We start from the raw sequence: 17,869 nt of genomic DNA, 5'->3' as shown, positions 1-17,869 counted from the left end.
ATACGCCGGTCATGATGAAGGACGGCATGGCCCGTCCGACCGGCGGGGACATCCGGGGCTGGCTGTTGCGCGGCGAGGTCGGCATGGCCGTCGGCGTCATCGGCGTCATCCTGCTGCTGATCCTGCCGGTGCCCAAATTCCTGCTGGACCTGCTGCTGGCGATCAGTCTCGTCTCGTCCGTGCTGATCCTGATGACGGCGCTGATGATGAAGCGGCCGCTGGATTTCGCGATCTTCCCGACGGTTCTGCTGGTCTCGACCCTGTTCCGGCTGGGCCTCAACCTGGCCTCGACCCGTCTGGTCCTGACCCATGGGCACGAAGGCCACGATGCCGCCGGCCAGGTGATCGCCGCCTTCGGCGAGTTGATGATGGGCGGCAATTTCATCATCGGGGTGATCATCTTCGCCATCATCCTGGTGGTGAATTTCGTGGTCATCACCAAGGGCTCGACCCGCATCGCCGAGGTCAGCGCCCGCTTCACCCTCGACTCAATGCCTGGCAAGCAGATGGCCATTGACGCCGACCTGTCCAGCGGCCTCATCACCGAGGAGCAGGCCAAGCTGCGGCGCAAGGAGCTGGAACAGGAATCGACCTTCTTCGGGGCCATGGACGGTGCGTCCAAATTCGTGCGTGGCGACGCGGTCGCGGGCCTGATCATCGTCTTCATCAATGCCATAGGCGGCATTCTGATCGGGGTGATCTCGCACGAGATGCCTTTGGGCGAGGCGTCCAACACCTATATCCAGCTGACCATCGGCGACGGTCTGGTGACCCAGGTGCCAGCCATCATCATTTCGATCGCGGCGGGCTTCCTGGTCTCCAAGGCGGGTGTCGAGGGTTCGGCCGACAAGGCCCTCGTCGCACAGCTGGCCACCAACCCGGTCAGCCTCGGCATGGTCGCCGCCGCCTCGGCCCTGCTGGCCGCCATCCCCGGCATGCCGATCATCCCTTTCCTGGCCCTTGCGGCCGGGGCTGGCTTCATGGCCTGGCGTCTTGGCCGAGCGAGGCTGAAGCCCCAGCCGACCGAGGCCGAACTTGCGACCGCCGCCAACGCCGGCAAGCCCAAGGACGACGCGGAAGAGCCGATCGGCACGGCCCTGACCATCGACGAGGTCAAGATCGAGCTGGGCTATTCCCTGCTGACCCTGATCAACGATCTGGAAGGCCGCCGCCTGACCGATCAGGTCCGTGCCCTGCGCCGCGCCATGGCCCAGGAGTTCGGCTTCGTCATGCCGTCGGTCCGCATCCTCGACAACATGCGCCTGCCGACCCAGGGCTACGCCATCCGCATCAAGGAGATGGAGGCCGGCGCCGGCGAGGTTCGCCTCGGTTCGCTGATGGCCATGGATCCGGCCGGCCGTCAGGTCGAACTGCCCGGCGAACACACCAAGGAGCCCGCCTTCGGCCTGCCCGCGACCTGGATCGACGAGAGCCTGCGAGAAGAGGCGACCTTCCGCGGCTACACCATCGTCGATCCCTCGACGGTGCTGACCACCCACCTGACCGAGATCCTCAAGGAGAATATGGCGGACCTGCTGTCCTATGCCGAGGTGCAGAAGCTGCTGAGGGAACTGGGTCCGGAAGAGAAGAAGCTGGTCGAGGAACTCGTGCCCTCGGTGGTCACGGTCACGACCCTGCAGCGGGTGCTTCAGGCCCTGCTGCGCGAGAAGGTCTCGATCCGCGACCTCGCCGCCATCCTGGAAGGCCTGGCCGAGGCTGCGCCGCATTCCTCGTCGGTCACGACCCTGGTCGAGCACGTCCGTACCCGACTGGCGCGTCAGCTGTGCTGGCAGCACAAGGCCGAGGACGGCGCCCTGCCGATCATCACCCTGTCGCCCGACTGGGAGGCGGCCTTCGCCGAGGCGCTGGTGGGGCAGGGCGAGGACAAGCAACTCGCCATGGCACCGTCACGGCTCCAGGACTTTATCCGCGCCGTCCGCGACGTGTTCGAACGCGCCGCGATGGCCGGGGAGAGCGCGGTCCTGCTGACCGGCCCGCAGATCCGACCCTATGTCCGCTCCATCATCGAACGTTTCCGCGGCCAGACGGTGGTGATGAGCCAGAATGAGGTCCACCCGAAGGCGAGGCTGAGGACGCTGGGTTCGGTCTAGTCGACCCTGATAAACCCGCCCGCTGAAGCTGCGCGCGCCGCGTCGTTGGTGGGGCGGGCGATCAGGCCCGACTGGGTGATCCAGACCTCATAGGTCGCCCCGTCCGCCATCGGCATATAGGCGGCGGACCCGTACAGGGTGTCCACCGCATCGACATAGCGACGGTATTTCCGCGCCACGTCCCAGACGCTCAGGTTCCACGGTACCCAGGCCAACGGGCCGGTCTTGACGTCGCCGCCGGACAGGGCGTGGACGCTGCGGGCGCCGGTGCGCTCCTGTTCGATGTTCTGATAGCGGCCCGACAGCCGGTCCAGCCGGTACTGGGACTCCAGACCGACGACATTGGCCCACGGCTTCCACTTCAGGACCTGGGCCTCCATCCGCCACTCGTCGCCGTTGACCGGATAGACGGCGGTGCGGGCAGGAAGGTCGCCGGCCGCCGGCTGTATCACCGTGGCCTCGAAATACTGGGGCGCCAGCTGGCGGATCGACAGTGTCGCGACGGGGCGTTCGTAGGTCAGGCGCGCATAGGTCTGCACATTCTGGCCCAGCAGGGCCGCTCCGAGCGCGGCCGCCAACAGGAAGCCGCCGGATGCGGTACCGAACAGTCCTCCAAAGAAACGGCCCTTGAAAAGCGACGCCAGGCCGCTGACCAGGATCAGGCCGCCGATAACGGCTACGACCACAGGGGCAATCCACCACCACCAGAACATCGTAACGCCTCCCGAAACCGCACAGCTTGTTAGCGTGAATGCTTTGGGCCTGCACGGGTTGCGACGCCAATAACTTCACTGGACAGGCGAACGAAGGTCGCTAAGGCCAGATGCGCATGCCGCCTGTTTACCAAATCATCGATCGGATTGGACGGTTTCTCCGCGCGGGGACCCTGGGGCGCTCCGTCGTTCTGCTGCTGGCCGGGGCCATGGCGCTGCTGCTTGTCGCCAATCTGACGACCTTTGTCATGATCCAGCGAACGGCGACCTTCAACCAGCAGGTGGAATCGGCGTGGCAGGTCCGGCGGGCCGCGCGCACGGTCCTGCTGAATCTGAAGGACGCGGAAACGGCGCAGCGCGGCTATGTGCTGACGGGGCAGTCGACGTTCTTGCTGACCTTCGAGCAGATGCAGCAGGCCAATCCCGATCTTCTGGCCAGTCTGGATCGGCTGGTCGGCGACGATCCGGTCGCCGCCGCCGCTGCCGGGGCCATGACGCGGCTGTCGAACGACAAGTTTGTGGAGATGTCGGCGGTGATCGACCTGTCGCGTCAGGGGCGCGGCGCCGATGCGATCGGGCAGATAAGTGCGGGTCGTGGCCGGGCCCTGATGCAGCAACTGGATACGCAATTCGCCGATCTGGACCAGATCATTGGCATCCGGCTGGCTGAGGGGCGCGATCAGTCGGAAGGCTCCGCGCTGATGACCGTAGCCATAAACAGCCTCGCCGGACTGCTGATTCTCGCCCTGGCAGGGATCGTGTTCCTGCTGGTCAGGCGATATCTGGCCGAGCTTACGTCCGCCCAGGCCGAGGTTGATCGGGTCAATGCCGGGCTGGAAGAGACCGTCAGGGCGCGCACTGCGGCCCTGATCCGCGCCAATGAGGAGGTGCAGCGGTTCGCCTATATCGTCAGCCACGACCTGAGAGCGCCACTGGTCAATGTCATGGGCTATACCGCCGAGCTGGCGCAGGCGGGCAGGATCATCGATCTGCAGATGACCAGGGTGGAAACCGTGGCTCCGGCATTGCTGGAGCGCGAGGCCCTGACTGCGGCGCGCGAGGACATTCCCGAGGCGGTCGGGTTCATCCGGGCCTCGACCGAGAAGATGGACCGGCTGATCAATGCCATCCTGAAGCTGTCGCGCGAGGGTCGGCGAAGTCCGGTGCCGGAAATGCTGGACATCGGAGCGATGGTGAAGCGGAGCGCCGACAGCGTGAGCCATCAGATGCAGGACGCCGGGGCGGAGTTCGTGGTGGGCGAGATCGTGCCCCTGGAAAGTGACCGGCTGTCGATGGAACTGATCATGGGCAATCTGATCGACAATGCGGTGAAATATCTTCAGCCTGGAAGGCCCGGCCGGATTGAGGTCTCGGGCCGTGACCTGGCCGGTGGCTGGGTCGAGTATGAGGTCACCGACAATGGGCGTGGGATCGCCGAGCGCGATCGCGAGCGAGTGTTCGAGCTGTTCCGCCGCGCCGGGCCTCAGGACCGTCCGGGCGATGGACTGGGTCTGGCGTTTGTGCGCAACAGTGTTGGGCGTCTCGGCGGGTCCATCGAACTGGAGTCGGTTCCGGGCGAAGGCTCGACTTTCCGACTGAGATTTCCCAAACGCCTGATCCCTGACGAGACCGGAGACGCGCTATGAGCAACCCCGTGAAGATCGTCATGATCGAGGACGATCACGGCCACGCCAGGCTGATCGAAAAGAACATTCGGCGAGCGAATATCTCGAACGAGATCCTGCATTTCGATATCGGGCAGGCGGCGCTGGACTATCTGTTCAGCCAGGAGGTCCGGGCCAATGGGCCGATCCTGATCCTGCTGGATCTGAACCTGCCGGACATGCAGGGCACGGACATCCTGGCCGAGGTGAAGCGGGACGAGCGTCTGAAGCGCGCGCCTGTCGTGGTCCTGACCACCACCGACGACAAGACCGAGATTCAGCGCTGCTACGATCTGGGCTGCAACGTCTACATCACCAAGCCGGTCGATTATGAGAGCTTCGCCGGCGCGATCCGCCAGCTGGGGCTGTTCCTGTCCGTCATGCAGGCGCCCGAGATCGAATGACGCCCGAAAAGCCGCCCATCCGGCTGCTCTACATCGACGACGACCGCGGCCTGTCGCGGCTCGTGCAGAAGGAGCTCGGCCGTCACGGTTACGAGGTCACGCTCGCTGCCGACGGGGACGAGGGCGTGGCCGCGCTGGACGCCGATGACTTCGATATCTGCGCTCTGGACCACTACATGCCCGGCCGCGACGGCCTGGAGGTTCTGCCCGACATCCTGCATCGCCCCGCGCCCCCGCCGGTCGTCTATGTGACGGGCGCACAGGAAGGCCGGATCGCCGTCGCCGCCTTGCGCGCCGGGGCCGCCGACTATGTCATCAAGGACGTGTCCGAGGACTTCACCGCCCTGCTGCGTTCGGCCCTGGAAGATGCACTGCTGCGTCGCCGCCTGGAGCGCGAGAACGAGGAGGTCCACGAGCAGGTCCGCCTTGCCCGCGACCGCGCCGAGGCCATGTTGCGCGAGGTCAATCACCGCGTCGGCAACTCGCTTCAGCTCGTCTCGACCTTCATTTCGCTGCAACTGCGGCATCTGGCCGACGAGGGCGCGCGGGATGCCCTGCGCGAGGCCCAGGCCCGCATCGAGGCCGTCGCCCATGTGCACCGTCGCCTCTACACCTCCGGCGACATGCTGTCGGTGGACATGCAGGCCTATCTCGACGGACTGGTCGACGAACTGACCAAGTCACTGGGATCCGACGCGGCCTCGCCCAACATCACGCTTCAGGCGGAGCCGATGCGAGTCTCGACCGACCAGGCCGTGTCGCTGGGCGTGATCGTGACCGAGCTCGTCACCAACGCCGTGAAATATGCCTACAGGGAGGGAGAGGCGGGCGAGATCCGGGTGATCCTCTGCCCCGACGAGACCGGCCGCGCCATCCTGACGGTTGAGGACGATGGTCCGGGCCTGGGCGACGGCAAGCCCAAGGGTACGGGGCTCGGCAGCAAGATCATCACCGCCATGGCCTCGGGTCTGCGCTCGGCCGTCGAGTTCGACGGCGCGCACAAGGGCGTCCGCGCGCGCCTGGCCTTCGACCTGTGAAGCCCTTGCTTCAATTCGGGCACGCCGACGCCGACGTCGACTATCTGCAACGCCCCGCGACCTTCGGCCTGGTCTTCCACGATGAGAAGATCGCCTGCGTCCGGGTGACCCGCGACATCCCCTACTACGACCTGCCCGGAGGTGCCGTGGACGGCGTCGAGACCGAGCAACAGGCCCTGGTCCGGGAGTTTGTCGAGGAGGCGGGCATGACGGTCCGCCCGATCGAACGGATCGCCGAGGCCGGTCAGTATTTCCGCAAGTCGGACGGCCAGCCGGTCAACAACGTCGGCAGCTTCTGGATCGCCGGGATGCTGGCCCTCGACCCGTCCCGCAAGGTCGAGGACGACCACGAACTGGTCTGGCTTCATCCTCGCACTGCCCTGGTCGAACTCCGCCACGACGCCCACGCCTGGGCTGTCGCCAAATGGCTGAGACACAGGCCCTAAGCGTCGCCATACGGAACGTGCTGCCCTCTGACCCGCTCCCTGTGACGAGGCGCCGCCACCGGGGCGACGCCGAATTCAGGAGCCTCCCCATGGCTGATCACGATCGCATCGAAGGCGCCGCCAGGACCATAGGCGGCAATATCAAGGAAGGCGTCGGCAACATCACCGGCGATGAAAAACTGAAAGCCGAAGGCCGGGTCGAACAGGTCGAGGGCAAGGTCCAGAACACCGTCGGCGGCATCAAGGACGCCATCAACGAAAAGCACTGACTTTCGTCAGGGCGCGTCGAACGAAGGCCGCCCCTGCGGGCGGCCTTTTGCCGTCTGGCGTCAGTCCTTGCCGAACAGATTGATCGTCAGACCCTGCGAACCGGCATCATCAGCACGGCAATCGGTGACGAAGGCCACGGAACCGCCCTGGCGCTGGGGTCGCGACCGGCAGTCCGGGATGGTCGGGGTGACGGTCGCCGCCGCCTGGCGCTGGGGCAGGCCGCACTGGACCGGATAGGCTCCGTCGCCGCCGGGGGTGGCCAGACACGGGACCGGCTCGCCTGCGGGCCTCAGCCCCGCCGGCAACCGGTCGCCCAGCGCCGCGGACAGTTCGACCCGCACGCGCGCCTGACAGACGTCGAGCGGTTCGCGGCTCACCAGCGGGCTGCACTGCGACCGCTCCCAGGCGAACGGATCGGCCAGGGCCCAGGCGGGCAGGCCGCTGACCGGCGCGGCCATCTCGACGGGTTCGACTTGCAGCGCAGGGGCCGGCGCGCCCCAGACTACCGCCTGCTTCAGAACCAGGGCCAGGGCGAACGCGGTCAGCATCGGAAGCTCTCCTGAACTCCGGTCACGCTCGCACGAAACGCTCGCTTCTGCACCTCACGCGTGCGTGTCAGCGTGTCAGCGCGTCAGCGCCCGCATCGCACGGTCCAGACCGTCGAGCGTCAGGGGGAACATCCGCTCGTCCATGACCTCGCTGAGCAGTTTCACCGAGGCCGTATAGCTCCAGAACCGTTCGGCCACGGGGTTCAGCCACACCGACTTGCCCCATTGCAGCCGGGCGCGCCGCATCCAGACCGCGCCTGCCTCCTCGTTCCAGTGTTCGACCGAGCCGCCGGGCATGGTCACCTCGTAGGGGCTCATGGTCGCGTCGCCGACGAAAATGGCCCGCCAGTCGCCGGGGTATTTGTTCAGCAGGTCCCAGGTCGGGATCTTTTCGCCGTGGCGACGCCGGTTGTCCTTCCACACGCCCTCGTAGAGGCAGTTGTGGAAATAGAAGAACTCCAGGTTCTTGAACTCCGTCTTCGCCGCGCTGAACAGCTCCTCACAAAGCTTGATGTGGCCGTCCATCGACCCGCCGACGTCGAGGAACAGCAGCACCTTGATCGTATTGCGCCGCTCCGGCCGCATGCGGATGTCGAGCCAGCCCTGACGCGCCGTCCCGTCGATGGTGCCGTCTATGTCCAGTTCCTCGGCCGCACCCTCGCGCGCGAACCGGCGCAGACGGCGCAGCGCCACCTTGATGTTGCGCGTCCCCAGTTCGACCGTGTCGTCGAGGTTCCTGTATTCGCGCTTTTCCCAGACCTTTACGGCCCGGCCATGTTTCGGCTGGCCGCCGATGCGCACGCCCTCGGGATTGTAGCCGCCGTTGCCGAAGGGGCTGGTCCCGCCGGTGCCGATCCACTTGTTCCCGCCCTCGTGGCGCTTCTCCTGTTCTTCCATCCGCTGCTTGAGCGTTTCCATGAGCTTCTCGAAGCCGCCGAGCGCCTCGATCTCGGCCTTCTCCTCATCGGTCAGGAATTTGTCGTTGAGCAGTTTCAGCCAGTCCTCGGGCACGTCCAGGCTGGGCTCGTCCCCCGCGCCGATGGTCTCGATGCCCTTGAACACCGTGCCGAACACCTGATCGAACCGGTCGTAGTGTTTCTCGTCCTTGACCAGGACTGCGCGCGACAGGTGATAGAAGTCCTCGACCCGACCGCCGGCCACATCCTTGTCCATGGCCTCCATCAGATGGAGCCATTCCTTGGTCGAGACCGGAACCTTGGCCTGGCGCAGGGCGGTGAAGAAGGGGAGGAGCATCAGGTGTCTCCATCGCTTGGGTCCGCCAATCCTGCAAGCTGAGCGGCGACGTCTGGCACGTTTACGCAGGCGATCGACCATAACAACGCCGGCTTCAGGGTCTCATATCCATGTGCGAGGCGATTTCGAAGGTTGACCAGGTCCGGCCAGGGCACCGTCGGCAACCTGGACTTGGTCTCGGGGCTCAGAAATCGCGCGCACTCCCCCAGCCGCAGCAGGTTCATGCAGACGGCTTCATAGACAACAGTTTGCTGCAGAAACTCCGGGGCACCGCCTGCGTCGATGTAGGCGGCGATGCGCTGGGCAGCATCCAGCATTTCCGAGATGAGCGCCGGATCCGATTCGTCAGACAACGATCAGGTCCCGCTGAACTGTCATTCTGACATAAGGCCGCATCACCTCCCAGGAGCAGAACTCTACGCGGGTGGCGAGTTGGTCCCCCAGAAGCCTTTCCGTGGTTAGAAACTCAAGGCCCATCGGCCTCGACGTATCCACCAGCAGATCCACATCACTGTCCGGCCCGGCTTCATCCCGCGCATAGCTGCCGAACAGGCGCACATTGACGATGCCCTGCTCTTCCAGCCAGGGCTTCAGGTCGCGCAGCTTGGTCAGCAGTTCGTCGCGGGTCATGCGCCCAGCATACCCTACCCCCGCCGCAGGATGAACTCGTCATCCCGCCACGCCCCGACCGGATACTGATACTCGCCAACCGTCGCGAATCCGTATGCCGCATACAGTTTCTGCGCCTTCAGGTTGCCGCTCCAGACGCCGATCCACAGCGGCCCGGCCGTGTTCGCCTCCATCCAGTCCAGCGACAGCTTCAGTAGTTCGGTGCCCAGGCCCAGGCCTTGCGCCGACTTGCCGACGTAGAGGCGGCGAAGTTCCATGTTTCCGGGCGCGGCCGCCGGATGCGGCAAGCCGTTCGGCCCGGCGTTGGCGAAGGCCAGCAATTCGCCGTCGCGCTCCGCCACCCACCAGGCCGCGCCGGGTTCGGCCAACTTCTTTGTGGTCGCTTCGGTCGAGAAACTGGCATCGAGAAAGGCCGAAAGGTCGTCGGCGGGGTAGGGGATGGCGAACCCGTCTTCTGCGACGAAGGTATCGATGAAGGTCTGGCGACCCAGGGCGCCGAGGGCTGCGGCGTCTTCCGGGCGAGGGGGGCGGATCACGGTGTCGGTCATGGGGAGTGTTTCGCCCAAGGTCCGTCATGCCTCAACTTCTTTTCCGTGCATCCCCGCGAAGGCGGGGATGCACGGATTGTTTTGCTTCAGGGGCCTTGTAGTCTCACTCCCATGTCCGTCGCCCTGTTCACCCACACCGACATGATCGCCCATGCCCCCGGCGCGGGGCATCCGGAGCGGCCCGAGCGTCTCGCCGCCGTCCTCGCCGCGCTCGACGACGCGGACCTCAGGCTCGACCGCCGCGACGCGACCGAAGCCGCCGTCGCCGATCTGGAAAGAATCCACCCGGCCGCCTACGTCGCCCGCATGATCTCGGCCTCTCCTGCGACGGGGCTGGCCCAGCTCGACGCCGACACCCTGCTGTCGCCCGGCAGCGTCCGCGCAGCCCGCCTTGCCGCAGGGGCCGTGATCGACGCCGTCCGGGCCGTCGCCGCCGGCCAGAGCCAGCGCGCCTTCGCCGCTGTCCGTCCGCCCGGTCACCATGCCGAGCCGGACCAGGCCATGGGCTTCTGCCTGTTCTCCAACGTCGCCGTCGCCGCCCGGGTCGCCCGGTCGCTGGGCATGGCCAGGGTCGCCGTGGTCGATTTCGACGTCCACCACGGCAACGGCACCCAGGCGGCATTCGAGGCCGACCCGACCCTGTTCCTGGCCTCCATCCATCAGATGCCTCTCTATCCGGGCACCGGAGCCCCGTCCGAGACCGGGGTCGGCAATATCGTCAACGCCCCCGTCGAGCCACATGTCGCGCGCGAATCATGGCGCGCGACCTTCTCTGGCGGACTGATGCCCGCGCTCGACGATTTCGCTCCCGACCTGATCATCATCTCCGCCGGCTTCGACGCCCACCGGCGCGATCCGCTCGCCCACCAGAGCCTTGAGGCCGAGGATTTCGCCTGGGCGACCCGCGCGGTGGTAGAAGTCGCGCGGCGGCATTGTGGCGGCAAGGTTGTCTCTTCGCTGGAGGGCGGTTACGACCTTGAAGGACTGGGTCAATCGGCCCTCGCCCATGTGCGGGCCCTGGGGGAGGCGTAAGGAAGGTCCATGTCGGCACCCGGTTATCCCGGGCCGTCTTCCCTTTCATCCGCAGCATGACGTCAGACAGTGTCCAACAAGATGCCGGCCAGATGCTGAAGCCCTCGCGCCCCGGCGCGATCACCCTCGCCCGTCACGGTGAGCCTGCCCTGTCGCGAAATTGTATGCTCACGTCCGACCAGTACCGCGACTGGTGGGCCAGGTATGAGCTCGGCGGCCTGCTGGCCGGCCAGACCCCGCCGCCAGAGTTGTTGACCACAGCGGCCGGGGCCGGCGTCATCTTCGCCTCGACCCGCCAACGCGCCCAGGAAACCGCCTCCGCCGTCTCGGCCGGTCGGGAGGTCGTCTCCGACGTCCTGTTCATCGAGGCCCCTCTGCCGCCGCCGCACTTCCCGTCCTGGTTCAAACTGCCGCCGAAATACTGGGGCGCCGTCGCCCGCTTCTGGTGGCACGCCTTCGACCATCACGAAGGTCAGGAGACCCGGGCACAGGCGGAGGCCCGGGCCGAACAGGTGGCGCAGAAACTCATCGCCCGCGCCGAAGCGGGCGAGGACGTTCTTGTCCTGGCCCACGGCTATTTCAATCACATGGTCGGCGGCCGTCTGAAGGCCGACGGCTGGAATCTGGTTCACAACCAGGGCTTCAAATACTGGTCGCAGCGTCGCTACGAGCGCATCGGGTGAAGATTCCGGATCTGTCCTTTACCGTGACGGACTGGGCGGAGGTGGAGCCGACCCGACATCCGGGCGACACCGGCGAAGCGCTGTGGCGCACCGTATCCGTCGGCGACCTTCGCGTGAGGATGGTCGAATACAGCGCCGACTACCTGGCCGACCACTGGTGCGACCGCGGTCATGTTCTCACTGTTCTGGAAGGGGAGCTGGTCACCGAACTCCGGGACGGACGCCGCTTCACGCTGACCTCCGGCATGACCTACCGCGTCTCGGATTTCGGCGACGCGGCACACCGGTCATCGACATCGGCGGGCTGTCGCCTTCTCATCGTTGACTGACCCCAGCTTCCCCGTTGAAGCGAATGCGGCTCGCCTCTAGGGTCGTTCCGATGTCAGATGCTGCGCCCTCCATTCCCGCCGATCTCAGCTTCGAGGACGCCCTGTCGCGTCTTGAGACCATCGTATCGCGTCTCGAGTCCGGCCAGGCCCCGCTGGAGGAGTCCATCACCCTCTACGAGGAGGGTGCGCGCCTGAAGAAGCACTGCGAAGATCGCCTGAAGGCCGCCCAGCTGCGCGTCGAAAAGATCGTCGTCGGCTCCGACGGTCAGGCCAGGGGCGTCGAGCCGGCCGAGTTCGGATGATGGACGCGGCGATCGCCTCTCCCCTGGCCGACAGAATCGCCTTCGACGACTTCCTCAAGGTCGACATCCGGGTGGGCGAGGTCGTGCGCGCCGAGCCATTTCCCGAGGCTCGCAAGCCCGCCTGCAAGCTGACCATCGATTTCGGCCCGGAGATCGGAGTCAAACGCTCCTCTGCCCAGATCACGCGCCACTACACGCTGGACCAGCTGACCGGCCGCAAGGTCGCTGCGGTGATCAATTTCGCCCCACGCCAGATCGGTCCTTTCATGTCCGAGGTCCTGACCCTCGGCTTCCCGGACGCGGACGGCGAGGTCGTTCTGGTCGGTGTCGATCGGGACACGCCGAACGGCGGAAGGTTGTTCTGATGCGTCTGGCCGCCAACGCTCCGGTCCAGTCCGTCGCCGAGCGCGTCGCCGAGGTCGCCGACCTCGTCACCGTCGCCCTGGACGAACTGCTGCCGCGCGCTGACGGTCCTGAGTCGCGCCTGACCGAGGCCATGCGCTATGCGGCGCTCGGTCCGGGCAAGCGACTGCGGCCCTATTTCGCCATGGAGGCGTCGCGCCTGTTCGACATCGAGGAACGGCCGGTGCTGCGCGCCGCCTGCGCCCTCGAATGTGTCCACGCCTATTCGCTCGTCCACGACGACCTGCCGGCGATGGACAATGACGACCTGCGCCGGGGCCGGCCGACCCTCCACATCGCCTATGACGAGGCGACGGCCATCCTCGCCGGCGACGCGCTCCAGACCGCCGCCTTCGACATCGTCCTGCACCCTGATACGCACGAGGACGCCGCCATCCGGTGCGCCCTGGCGGCCCGGTTGTCGCTGGCGAGCGGCGCGCGCGGCATGGCCGGGGGGCAGATGATCGACCTGCTGGGCGTGCGCGACGACCTCGGTGGTGTCGCCCGGATGCAGCGTCTGAAGACCGGCGCCCTGTTCACCTATGCCTTCGAAATTCCCCTGATCATCGCCGGCGCCAGCGACGACCAGTGCCAGGCCCTGACCGCCTTCGCCCATGACATCGGTCTGGCCTATCAGATCGTCGACGACCTGCTGGACGTCGACGGCGATGAAACCGTCCTGGGCAAGGCCGCCAACGGCAAGGACGCCGCCCAGGGCAAGACGAACTTCGTCACCCTTCTGGGCGTCGATCAGGCGCGGCATCGCGTCGCGCACCTGGCCGATCAGGCCCGCAGCCACCTCGACCTGTTCGGTCCCGACGCCGAAAACCTCAAGGCGAGTGTGGACTTTGTGCTAAACCGTCGGTCCTGACGCGCGTTAGAGTTCCAGATGCCTGACACTCCCCTGCTCGACAAAGTCCACGTCCCCGCCGACATGCGCGGTTTCGACGCCGCACAGCTGCGCCAGCTGGCAGACGAGCTTCGGGCCGAGACCATCGACGCCGTTTCCACGACCGGGGGGCACCTGGGTGCCGGGCTCGGCGTGGTCGAGCTGACCGTCGCTCTCCATCACGTCTTCGATACGCCCAGGGACATCCTGATCTGGGACGTCGGTCACCAGTGCTACCCGCACAAGATCCTGACCGGGCGTCGCGACCGTATCCGCACCCTGCGCATGGGTGGCGGCCTGTCGGGCTTCACCAAACGGTCCGAGAGCGAATACGATCCGTTCGGCGCGGCCCACGCCTCGACCTCGATCAGCGCCGCGCTCGGCTTCGCCGCCGCCCGCGACCACAAGGGACAGAAGAACAAGGTCGTGGCCGTGATCGGCGACGGCTCCATGTCCGCCGGCATGGCCTATGAGGCGATGAACAACGCGGCCGAGACGACCGGTCAGTTGACCGTCATTCTCAACGACAACGACATGTCGATCGCCCCCCCGGTCGGCGGTATGAGCGCCTATCTGGCCAAACAGGTTTCGGGCGGCGCCTACCGGAACTTCCGCGAGTTCGGCAAGAAGGTCGCTGAACATATGCCGCGCCCGTTCCGCAATGCGGCGCGCAAGGCCGAGGAATACGCCCGCGGCATGATCGTCGGCGGCACCTTCTTCGAGGAGCTGGGCTTCTATTATATCGGCCCCGTCGACGGGCACGACATGGACAACCTTGTCCCCATCCTGAAGAACGCGGCCGCCATCACCGACCGACCCGTTGTGGTCCACGTCGTGACCCAGAAGGGCAAGGGCTATGCGCCCGCTGAAAGCAGTGCCGACAAGCTGCACGCGGTGGTCAAGTTCGACGTCGTCTCGGGCAAGCAGAACAAGTCGGTGTCCAACGCGCCCTCCTATACCAAGGTGTTCGGGACCGAGCTGATCAAGCGGGCCGAGCGCGATCCGTCCATCGTCGCCATCACTGCAGCCATGCCCTCGGGCACCGGTCTCGACCTGTTCGGAAAGGCCTTCCCGAACCGCACCTATGACGTCGGCATCGCCGAGCAGCACGCCGTGACCTTCGCCGCCGGCCTGGCCGCCGACGGCATGAAGCCCTTCTGCGCCATCTATTCGACCTTCCTTCAGCGCGGCTACGACCAGGTCGTCCACGACGTGGCGATCCAGAAGCTGCCCGTCCGTTTCGCCATGGACCGCGCCGGCCTGGTCGGTGCCGACGGCTCGACCCACGCCGGTTCGTTCGACATCGGCTATATGGGTGCCCTGCCGGGCATGGTGCTGATGGCCGCCGCAGACGAGGCGGACCTGGCCGCCATGATCGCCACGGCCTGCGAGATCGACGACGGCCCGTCCGCCTTCCGCTACCCACGCGGCGACGGCGTCGGCGTCGAGATTCCCGAACTGGCCGCTCCTCTGGAGATCGGCCGGGGGCGGATCGTCCGCGAGGGCACGGCCGTCGCGATCCTGGCATTCGGCACGCGCCTGCAGGAATCGCTCAAGGCCGCCGATATCCTGGCGGCCCACGGCGTCTCGGCCACGGTCGCCGACGCCCGCTTCGCCAAACCGCTCGACCACGACCTGATCGCCCGCCTCGCGCGCGATCACGAGGCCCTGATCACGGTCGAGGAAGGCGCCATGGGCGGCTTCGGCGCCTTCGTGCTCCAGTATCTGGCGAGCGCGGGCGCGCTGGATGCGGGCCTGAAGATCCGCACGCTCCACCTGCCCGACGTCTTCCAGGACCAGGACAGCCCGGCGGCGCAGTACGCCGAGGCGGGACTGGATGCGGAGCATATCGCGGCGTCGGCGTTGAAGGCGCTGGGGGTGGCGACGGCCAGAGGTGCGGTTAGAGCCTAAGCCCCTCTCCCCTTGCGGGAGAGGGAGCCCGCGCACGGCGGCGTAGCCGTCGTTCTTGCGCGGTCAGGTGAGGGGTCACACCGGCGTTGGGAGTGGGCGCGCTCGCGATCATCGTCGAGGTCAGCGTGCCCCTCATCCGACTTCGCTTCGCTCAGCCACCTTCTCCCGCAAGGGGAGAAGGACTTCAGCTCAGTCCGCCGTCTTGATCTCGTTGGCGTCGTCCAGCAGCACCACGGTCGGAGACCACTGGCGCGCTTCCTCGGCCGGCAACTGGCCGTAGGTCACGATGATGACCTTGTCGTTCTTTTGCACAAGGCGGGCCGCCGCGCCGTTGACGCCGATGACCTTCGATCCACGCGGAGCCTCGATCGCATAGGTCGTGAAGCGGGCACCGTTGGTGATGTTCAGCACATCGACCTGTTCGTGCGGGAAGATGCCGGCAGCATCCAGCAGATCCCCGTCGATGGCGATCGAGCCTTCGTAGTCGAGGTCGGCCTGGGTCACCGTCGCGCGGTGCAGCTTGGCCTTCATCAGGGTGACCAGCATGGGAGGTGCGGTCCAGTCATGACGCGGGGCGATAGGCCCCCGCTCGCAGGTCGCTGATATAGGGATTTCCCGGCCCGCCATCAATCGCAATGCTGCGAATGCGAAATGATCACTTCTGACGGATTCCCCTGTTACCCGACGTTCATTTGACCGCAACGTCCGGGCCCCTATGTTCAGGCCCAGGCCGACCCTGGCCGCCGACCGGACGCTCTCCCGCCTATGAAACAGTTCTTCCTGACGGTGCTCGGTGTCTTCACCGGCCTGATCCTGTTCGTCGTCGTCGTGCCGATCGTGCTGATCATCGCAGCCGCGGCCTCCTCCAGCGAACCGGCCACGCCGGCCAATGCCGTCCTCGAACTGGATCTGCGCGAAGGCCTCACGGATCAGGTCTCGAACAATCCGTTCGCCGCCTTCGGCGGATCCGGCCTGTCGGTCGTCGGCATCGTCGATACCCTGGCACAGGCCGAGAAGGACGATCACGTCAAGGTCCTGCTGGTCCGCCTGCCTGAAGCCGGCCTGGCCCCCGCCGCCGCCGACGAGATCCGTCAGGCCGTCCGTCGTTTCCGGGCCTCGGGCAAGCCGGTCATCGCCCACTCCCAGGGCTTCCAGCCCATCGGCACGGTGATCTCCAGCTATATGGTCGGCACCGCCGCCTCCGAGCTGTGGATGCAGAACACCGCCAACTTCCAGGCGACGGGCTTCTCGGCCGACAGCGTCTTCCTGGGTCGCGCCTTCGAGAAATACGGCGTCCGCGCCGAGTTCGAGCAGCGCTATGAGTACAAGAACGCCGTCAACGAATACACGCAGTCGGACTACACGGGCCCGCACCGCGAGGCGATGACGGCCTGGATGACGTCGATCTACGACTCCGCCCTGGCCAACGCAGCCTTCGACCGCAAGATCGAAGCACCGACGCTGAAGGCCACCATCGAGGCCGGCCCCTATTCTGCCGCCCAGGCGCTGCAGCTGAAGCTGATCGACAAGGTCGGCCAGGTCGAGGAGGCCGAGGCCGAGGCGAAACGCCGCGCCGGCAACGGCTCCGACATTCTTGAATTCTCCGATTACGCCGCGTCCCAGGGCGAGCGCATGGGAACCGGCCGCGACGCCATCGCCATCGTCGGCGGCGAGGGCGCGATCATGACCGGAACGGGCGGAGGCGGCGGCTTCGGCGGTGGATCCTCCATCGCGTCCGACGCCACGGCCGAGGCCATCTACGACGCTATCGAGGACAGATCGGTGAAGGCCATCGTCTTCCGCGTCTCCTCGCCCGGCGGTTCGCCGGAGGCCTCCGAACAGATACTGGCCGCCGTCCGCGCGGCCAAGGCGGCGGGCAAGCCCGTGGTTGTCTCCATGGGCGACTATGCGGCTTCGGGCGGCTACTGGATCAGTTCCGAAGCCAACTGGATCGTGGCCCAGCCCTCGACCCTGACCGGTTCCATCGGCGTCTTCGGCGGCAAGTTCGTGGTTTCGGAGGCGCTCGGCCGCTTCGGTGTCGACCTGCGCGGCCTGGCGGTTGGCGGCCAGTACTCCGAAGCCTTCAGCCCCTCGTCGAGCTGGACTGAAGCCCAGCGTGCCGCCTTCTCCGCCTCGATGGACCGCACCTATGAGGAGTTCGTCCAGCGCGTCTCGACCGGCCGTCGCATCCCCATCGCCCGCGTGCGCGAGATCGCGCGCGGCCGCGTCTGGACCGGCACCCAGGGCAAGACCCTCGGCCTCGTCGACCAGCTGGGCGGTCTGACCGAGGCCATCGGCAAGGCGCGCGAACTGGCCAACATTCCCGAGAATCAGTCGGTCCGCTTCAAACGGTTCCCCGCGCCCCAGTCGCCGTGGGAAGCCCTGTCGGACGCCTTCGGCGTCCAGTCCGAGGCCGCGCGGGCTCTGGTGGCCCTGGGCGGTGTCATGGCGGACCCCCGTGCCCAGGCGGTGCTGTCGCGTGTCGAGACCGAGCGGATGCGCGGGCAGGGGGCCTCGGTCCTCGCCGACCAGCCGCTTTGATCCTCCCCCGACGGGGGAGGGGGACCACGAAGTGGTGGAGGGGAGCAACCTCACACGCCCGGGTCCGGGGCAGGCCCCCTCCGTCTCTGCGCTTCGCTTCGAGCCACCTCCCCCGACGGGGGAGGAAAACACTCGCCTGTGAAGCGGCCGGTCAT

At 66.6% G+C, this 17,869-nt stretch carries 21 protein-coding genes; 14 read left to right on the top strand and 7 right to left on the bottom strand.

Features of this window, described 5'->3' with window-relative positions; translation table 11 throughout:
* The first annotated feature begins 11 nt into the window (after nt 1-11).
* Complete coding sequence (gene flhA / locus ACW18A_RS11135) at nt 12-2,111, top strand: flagellar biosynthesis protein FlhA (RefSeq protein WP_492024384.1); 2,100 nt, start codon at nt 12-14, stop codon at nt 2,109-2,111.
* Here flhA and ACW18A_RS11130 read toward each other — a convergent pair.
* On the bottom strand, nt 2,108-2,797 hold the full coding sequence (locus ACW18A_RS11130; RefSeq protein WP_492021783.1) for a hypothetical protein: 690 nt from the start codon (nt 2,795-2,797) through the stop codon (nt 2,108-2,110). The genes flhA and ACW18A_RS11130 overlap by 4 nt on opposite strands.
* Nucleotides 2,798-2,940: 143 nt before the next feature.
* Between ACW18A_RS11130 and ACW18A_RS11125 the strand changes: the two genes are divergently transcribed.
* The 5 genes from ACW18A_RS11125 (at nt 2,941) to ACW18A_RS11105 (ending at nt 6,644) form a co-directional block, all read left to right on the top strand.
* The gene (locus ACW18A_RS11125; RefSeq protein WP_492021782.1) at nt 2,941-4,470 is read left to right on the top strand and encodes a sensor histidine kinase; all 1,530 of its coding nucleotides are present in this window, start codon (nt 2,941-2,943) and stop codon (nt 4,468-4,470) included.
* Nucleotides 4,467-4,892: a response regulator gene (locus ACW18A_RS11120; protein WP_492021781.1), complete on the top strand. Its 426-nt coding sequence runs from the start codon at nt 4,467-4,469 to the stop codon at nt 4,890-4,892. The genes ACW18A_RS11125 and ACW18A_RS11120 overlap by 4 nt, the downstream gene beginning before the upstream one ends.
* Nucleotides 4,889-5,929 (top strand): sensor histidine kinase, encoded by a 1,041-nt coding sequence (locus ACW18A_RS11115; RefSeq protein WP_492021780.1) that lies wholly within the window; start codon nt 4,889-4,891, stop codon nt 5,927-5,929. Before ACW18A_RS11120 ends, ACW18A_RS11115 begins: the two co-directional genes overlap by 4 nt.
* Nucleotides 5,930-5,934: 5 nt before the next feature.
* Entirely contained in the window at nt 5,935-6,375 is a 441-nt protein-coding gene (locus ACW18A_RS11110; protein WP_492021779.1) for an NUDIX domain-containing protein, read from the top strand.
* Between the two features lie 89 nt (nt 6,376-6,464).
* Entirely contained in the window at nt 6,465-6,644 is a 180-nt protein-coding gene (locus ACW18A_RS11105) for a CsbD family protein (RefSeq protein WP_492021778.1), read from the top strand.
* A gap of 60 nt (nt 6,645-6,704) precedes the next feature.
* On the opposite strand, the gene ACW18A_RS11100 is transcribed toward ACW18A_RS11105, so the two are convergent.
* The 5 genes from ACW18A_RS11100 to ACW18A_RS11080 form a co-directional block, all read right to left on the bottom strand.
* Complete coding sequence (locus ACW18A_RS11100; RefSeq protein WP_492021777.1) at nt 6,705-7,193, bottom strand: hypothetical protein; 489 nt, start codon at nt 7,191-7,193, stop codon at nt 6,705-6,707.
* Nucleotides 7,194-7,268: 75 nt separating this feature from the next.
* Complete coding sequence (locus tag ACW18A_RS11095) at nt 7,269-8,447, bottom strand: vWA domain-containing protein (RefSeq protein WP_492021776.1); 1,179 nt, start codon at nt 8,445-8,447, stop codon at nt 7,269-7,271.
* Nucleotides 8,447-8,800 (bottom strand): HepT-like ribonuclease domain-containing protein, encoded by a 354-nt coding sequence (locus ACW18A_RS11090; RefSeq protein ID WP_492021775.1) that lies wholly within the window; start codon nt 8,798-8,800, stop codon nt 8,447-8,449. The genes ACW18A_RS11095 and ACW18A_RS11090 overlap by 1 nt, the downstream gene beginning before the upstream one ends.
* Nucleotides 8,793-9,077 (bottom strand): nucleotidyltransferase family protein, encoded by a 285-nt coding sequence (locus ACW18A_RS11085; protein ID WP_492021774.1) that lies wholly within the window; start codon nt 9,075-9,077, stop codon nt 8,793-8,795. The genes ACW18A_RS11090 and ACW18A_RS11085 overlap by 8 nt, the downstream gene beginning before the upstream one ends.
* A gap of 14 nt (nt 9,078-9,091) precedes the next feature.
* Complete coding sequence (locus ACW18A_RS11080) at nt 9,092-9,625, bottom strand: GNAT family N-acetyltransferase (protein ID WP_492021773.1); 534 nt, start codon at nt 9,623-9,625, stop codon at nt 9,092-9,094.
* 111 nt (nt 9,626-9,736) lie between these two features.
* On the opposite strand from ACW18A_RS11080, the gene ACW18A_RS11075 reads away from it, so the two are divergent.
* The 7 genes from ACW18A_RS11075 to dxs all read left to right on the top strand — a co-directional run bounded on the left by ACW18A_RS11075 (nt 9,737) and on the right by dxs (nt 15,173).
* Complete coding sequence (locus tag ACW18A_RS11075; protein WP_492021772.1) at nt 9,737-10,657, top strand: histone deacetylase family protein; 921 nt, start codon at nt 9,737-9,739, stop codon at nt 10,655-10,657.
* A gap of 92 nt (nt 10,658-10,749) precedes the next feature.
* Nucleotides 10,750-11,340, top strand: coding sequence for a histidine phosphatase family protein (locus ACW18A_RS11070; protein ID WP_492021771.1), 591 nt, complete (start codon nt 10,750-10,752; stop codon nt 11,338-11,340).
* Nucleotides 11,337-11,669: a DHCW motif cupin fold protein gene (locus ACW18A_RS11065; protein ID WP_425991348.1), complete on the top strand. Its 333-nt coding sequence runs from the start codon at nt 11,337-11,339 to the stop codon at nt 11,667-11,669. Before ACW18A_RS11070 ends, ACW18A_RS11065 begins: the two co-directional genes overlap by 4 nt.
* Before the next feature lie 50 nt (nt 11,670-11,719).
* Nucleotides 11,720-11,971 carry an exodeoxyribonuclease VII small subunit gene (locus ACW18A_RS11060; protein WP_492021770.1) on the top strand — a complete coding sequence of 84 codons (252 nt, stop codon included), beginning with the start codon at nt 11,720-11,722 and terminating at the stop codon, nt 11,969-11,971.
* Nucleotides 11,968-12,336 carry a tRNA-binding protein gene (locus ACW18A_RS11055; RefSeq protein WP_492021769.1) on the top strand — a complete coding sequence of 123 codons (369 nt, stop codon included), beginning with the start codon at nt 11,968-11,970 and terminating at the stop codon, nt 12,334-12,336. The genes ACW18A_RS11060 and ACW18A_RS11055 overlap by 4 nt, the downstream gene beginning before the upstream one ends.
* The gene (locus ACW18A_RS11050) at nt 12,336-13,244 is read left to right on the top strand and encodes a polyprenyl synthetase family protein (protein WP_492021768.1); all 909 of its coding nucleotides are present in this window, start codon (nt 12,336-12,338) and stop codon (nt 13,242-13,244) included. Before ACW18A_RS11055 ends, ACW18A_RS11050 begins: the two co-directional genes overlap by 1 nt.
* An 18-nt stretch (nt 13,245-13,262) precedes the next feature.
* A complete protein-coding gene (gene dxs, locus ACW18A_RS11045; RefSeq protein WP_492021767.1) occupies nt 13,263-15,173 on the top strand; it encodes a 1-deoxy-D-xylulose-5-phosphate synthase in 1,911 nt (636 codons plus the stop codon).
* Between the two features lie 189 nt (nt 15,174-15,362).
* Here dxs and panD read toward each other — a convergent pair whose 3' ends face one another.
* Nucleotides 15,363-15,719: an aspartate 1-decarboxylase gene (gene panD, locus ACW18A_RS11040; RefSeq protein ID WP_492021766.1), complete on the bottom strand. Its 357-nt coding sequence runs from the start codon at nt 15,717-15,719 to the stop codon at nt 15,363-15,365.
* Between the two features lie 219 nt (nt 15,720-15,938).
* Here panD and sppA point away from each other — a divergent pair, with 219 nt between their 5' ends.
* Complete coding sequence (gene sppA, locus ACW18A_RS11035; RefSeq protein ID WP_492021765.1) at nt 15,939-17,714, top strand: signal peptide peptidase SppA; 1,776 nt, start codon at nt 15,939-15,941, stop codon at nt 17,712-17,714.
* The last annotated feature ends 155 nt before the right edge of the window (nt 17,715-17,869 follow it).

The organism is Brevundimonas sp. AVps5 (assembly GCF_058681515.1).
The sequence above is the reverse complement of the archived record's forward strand: the minus strand, read 5'-3'. Positions and strand labels throughout refer to the sequence as shown.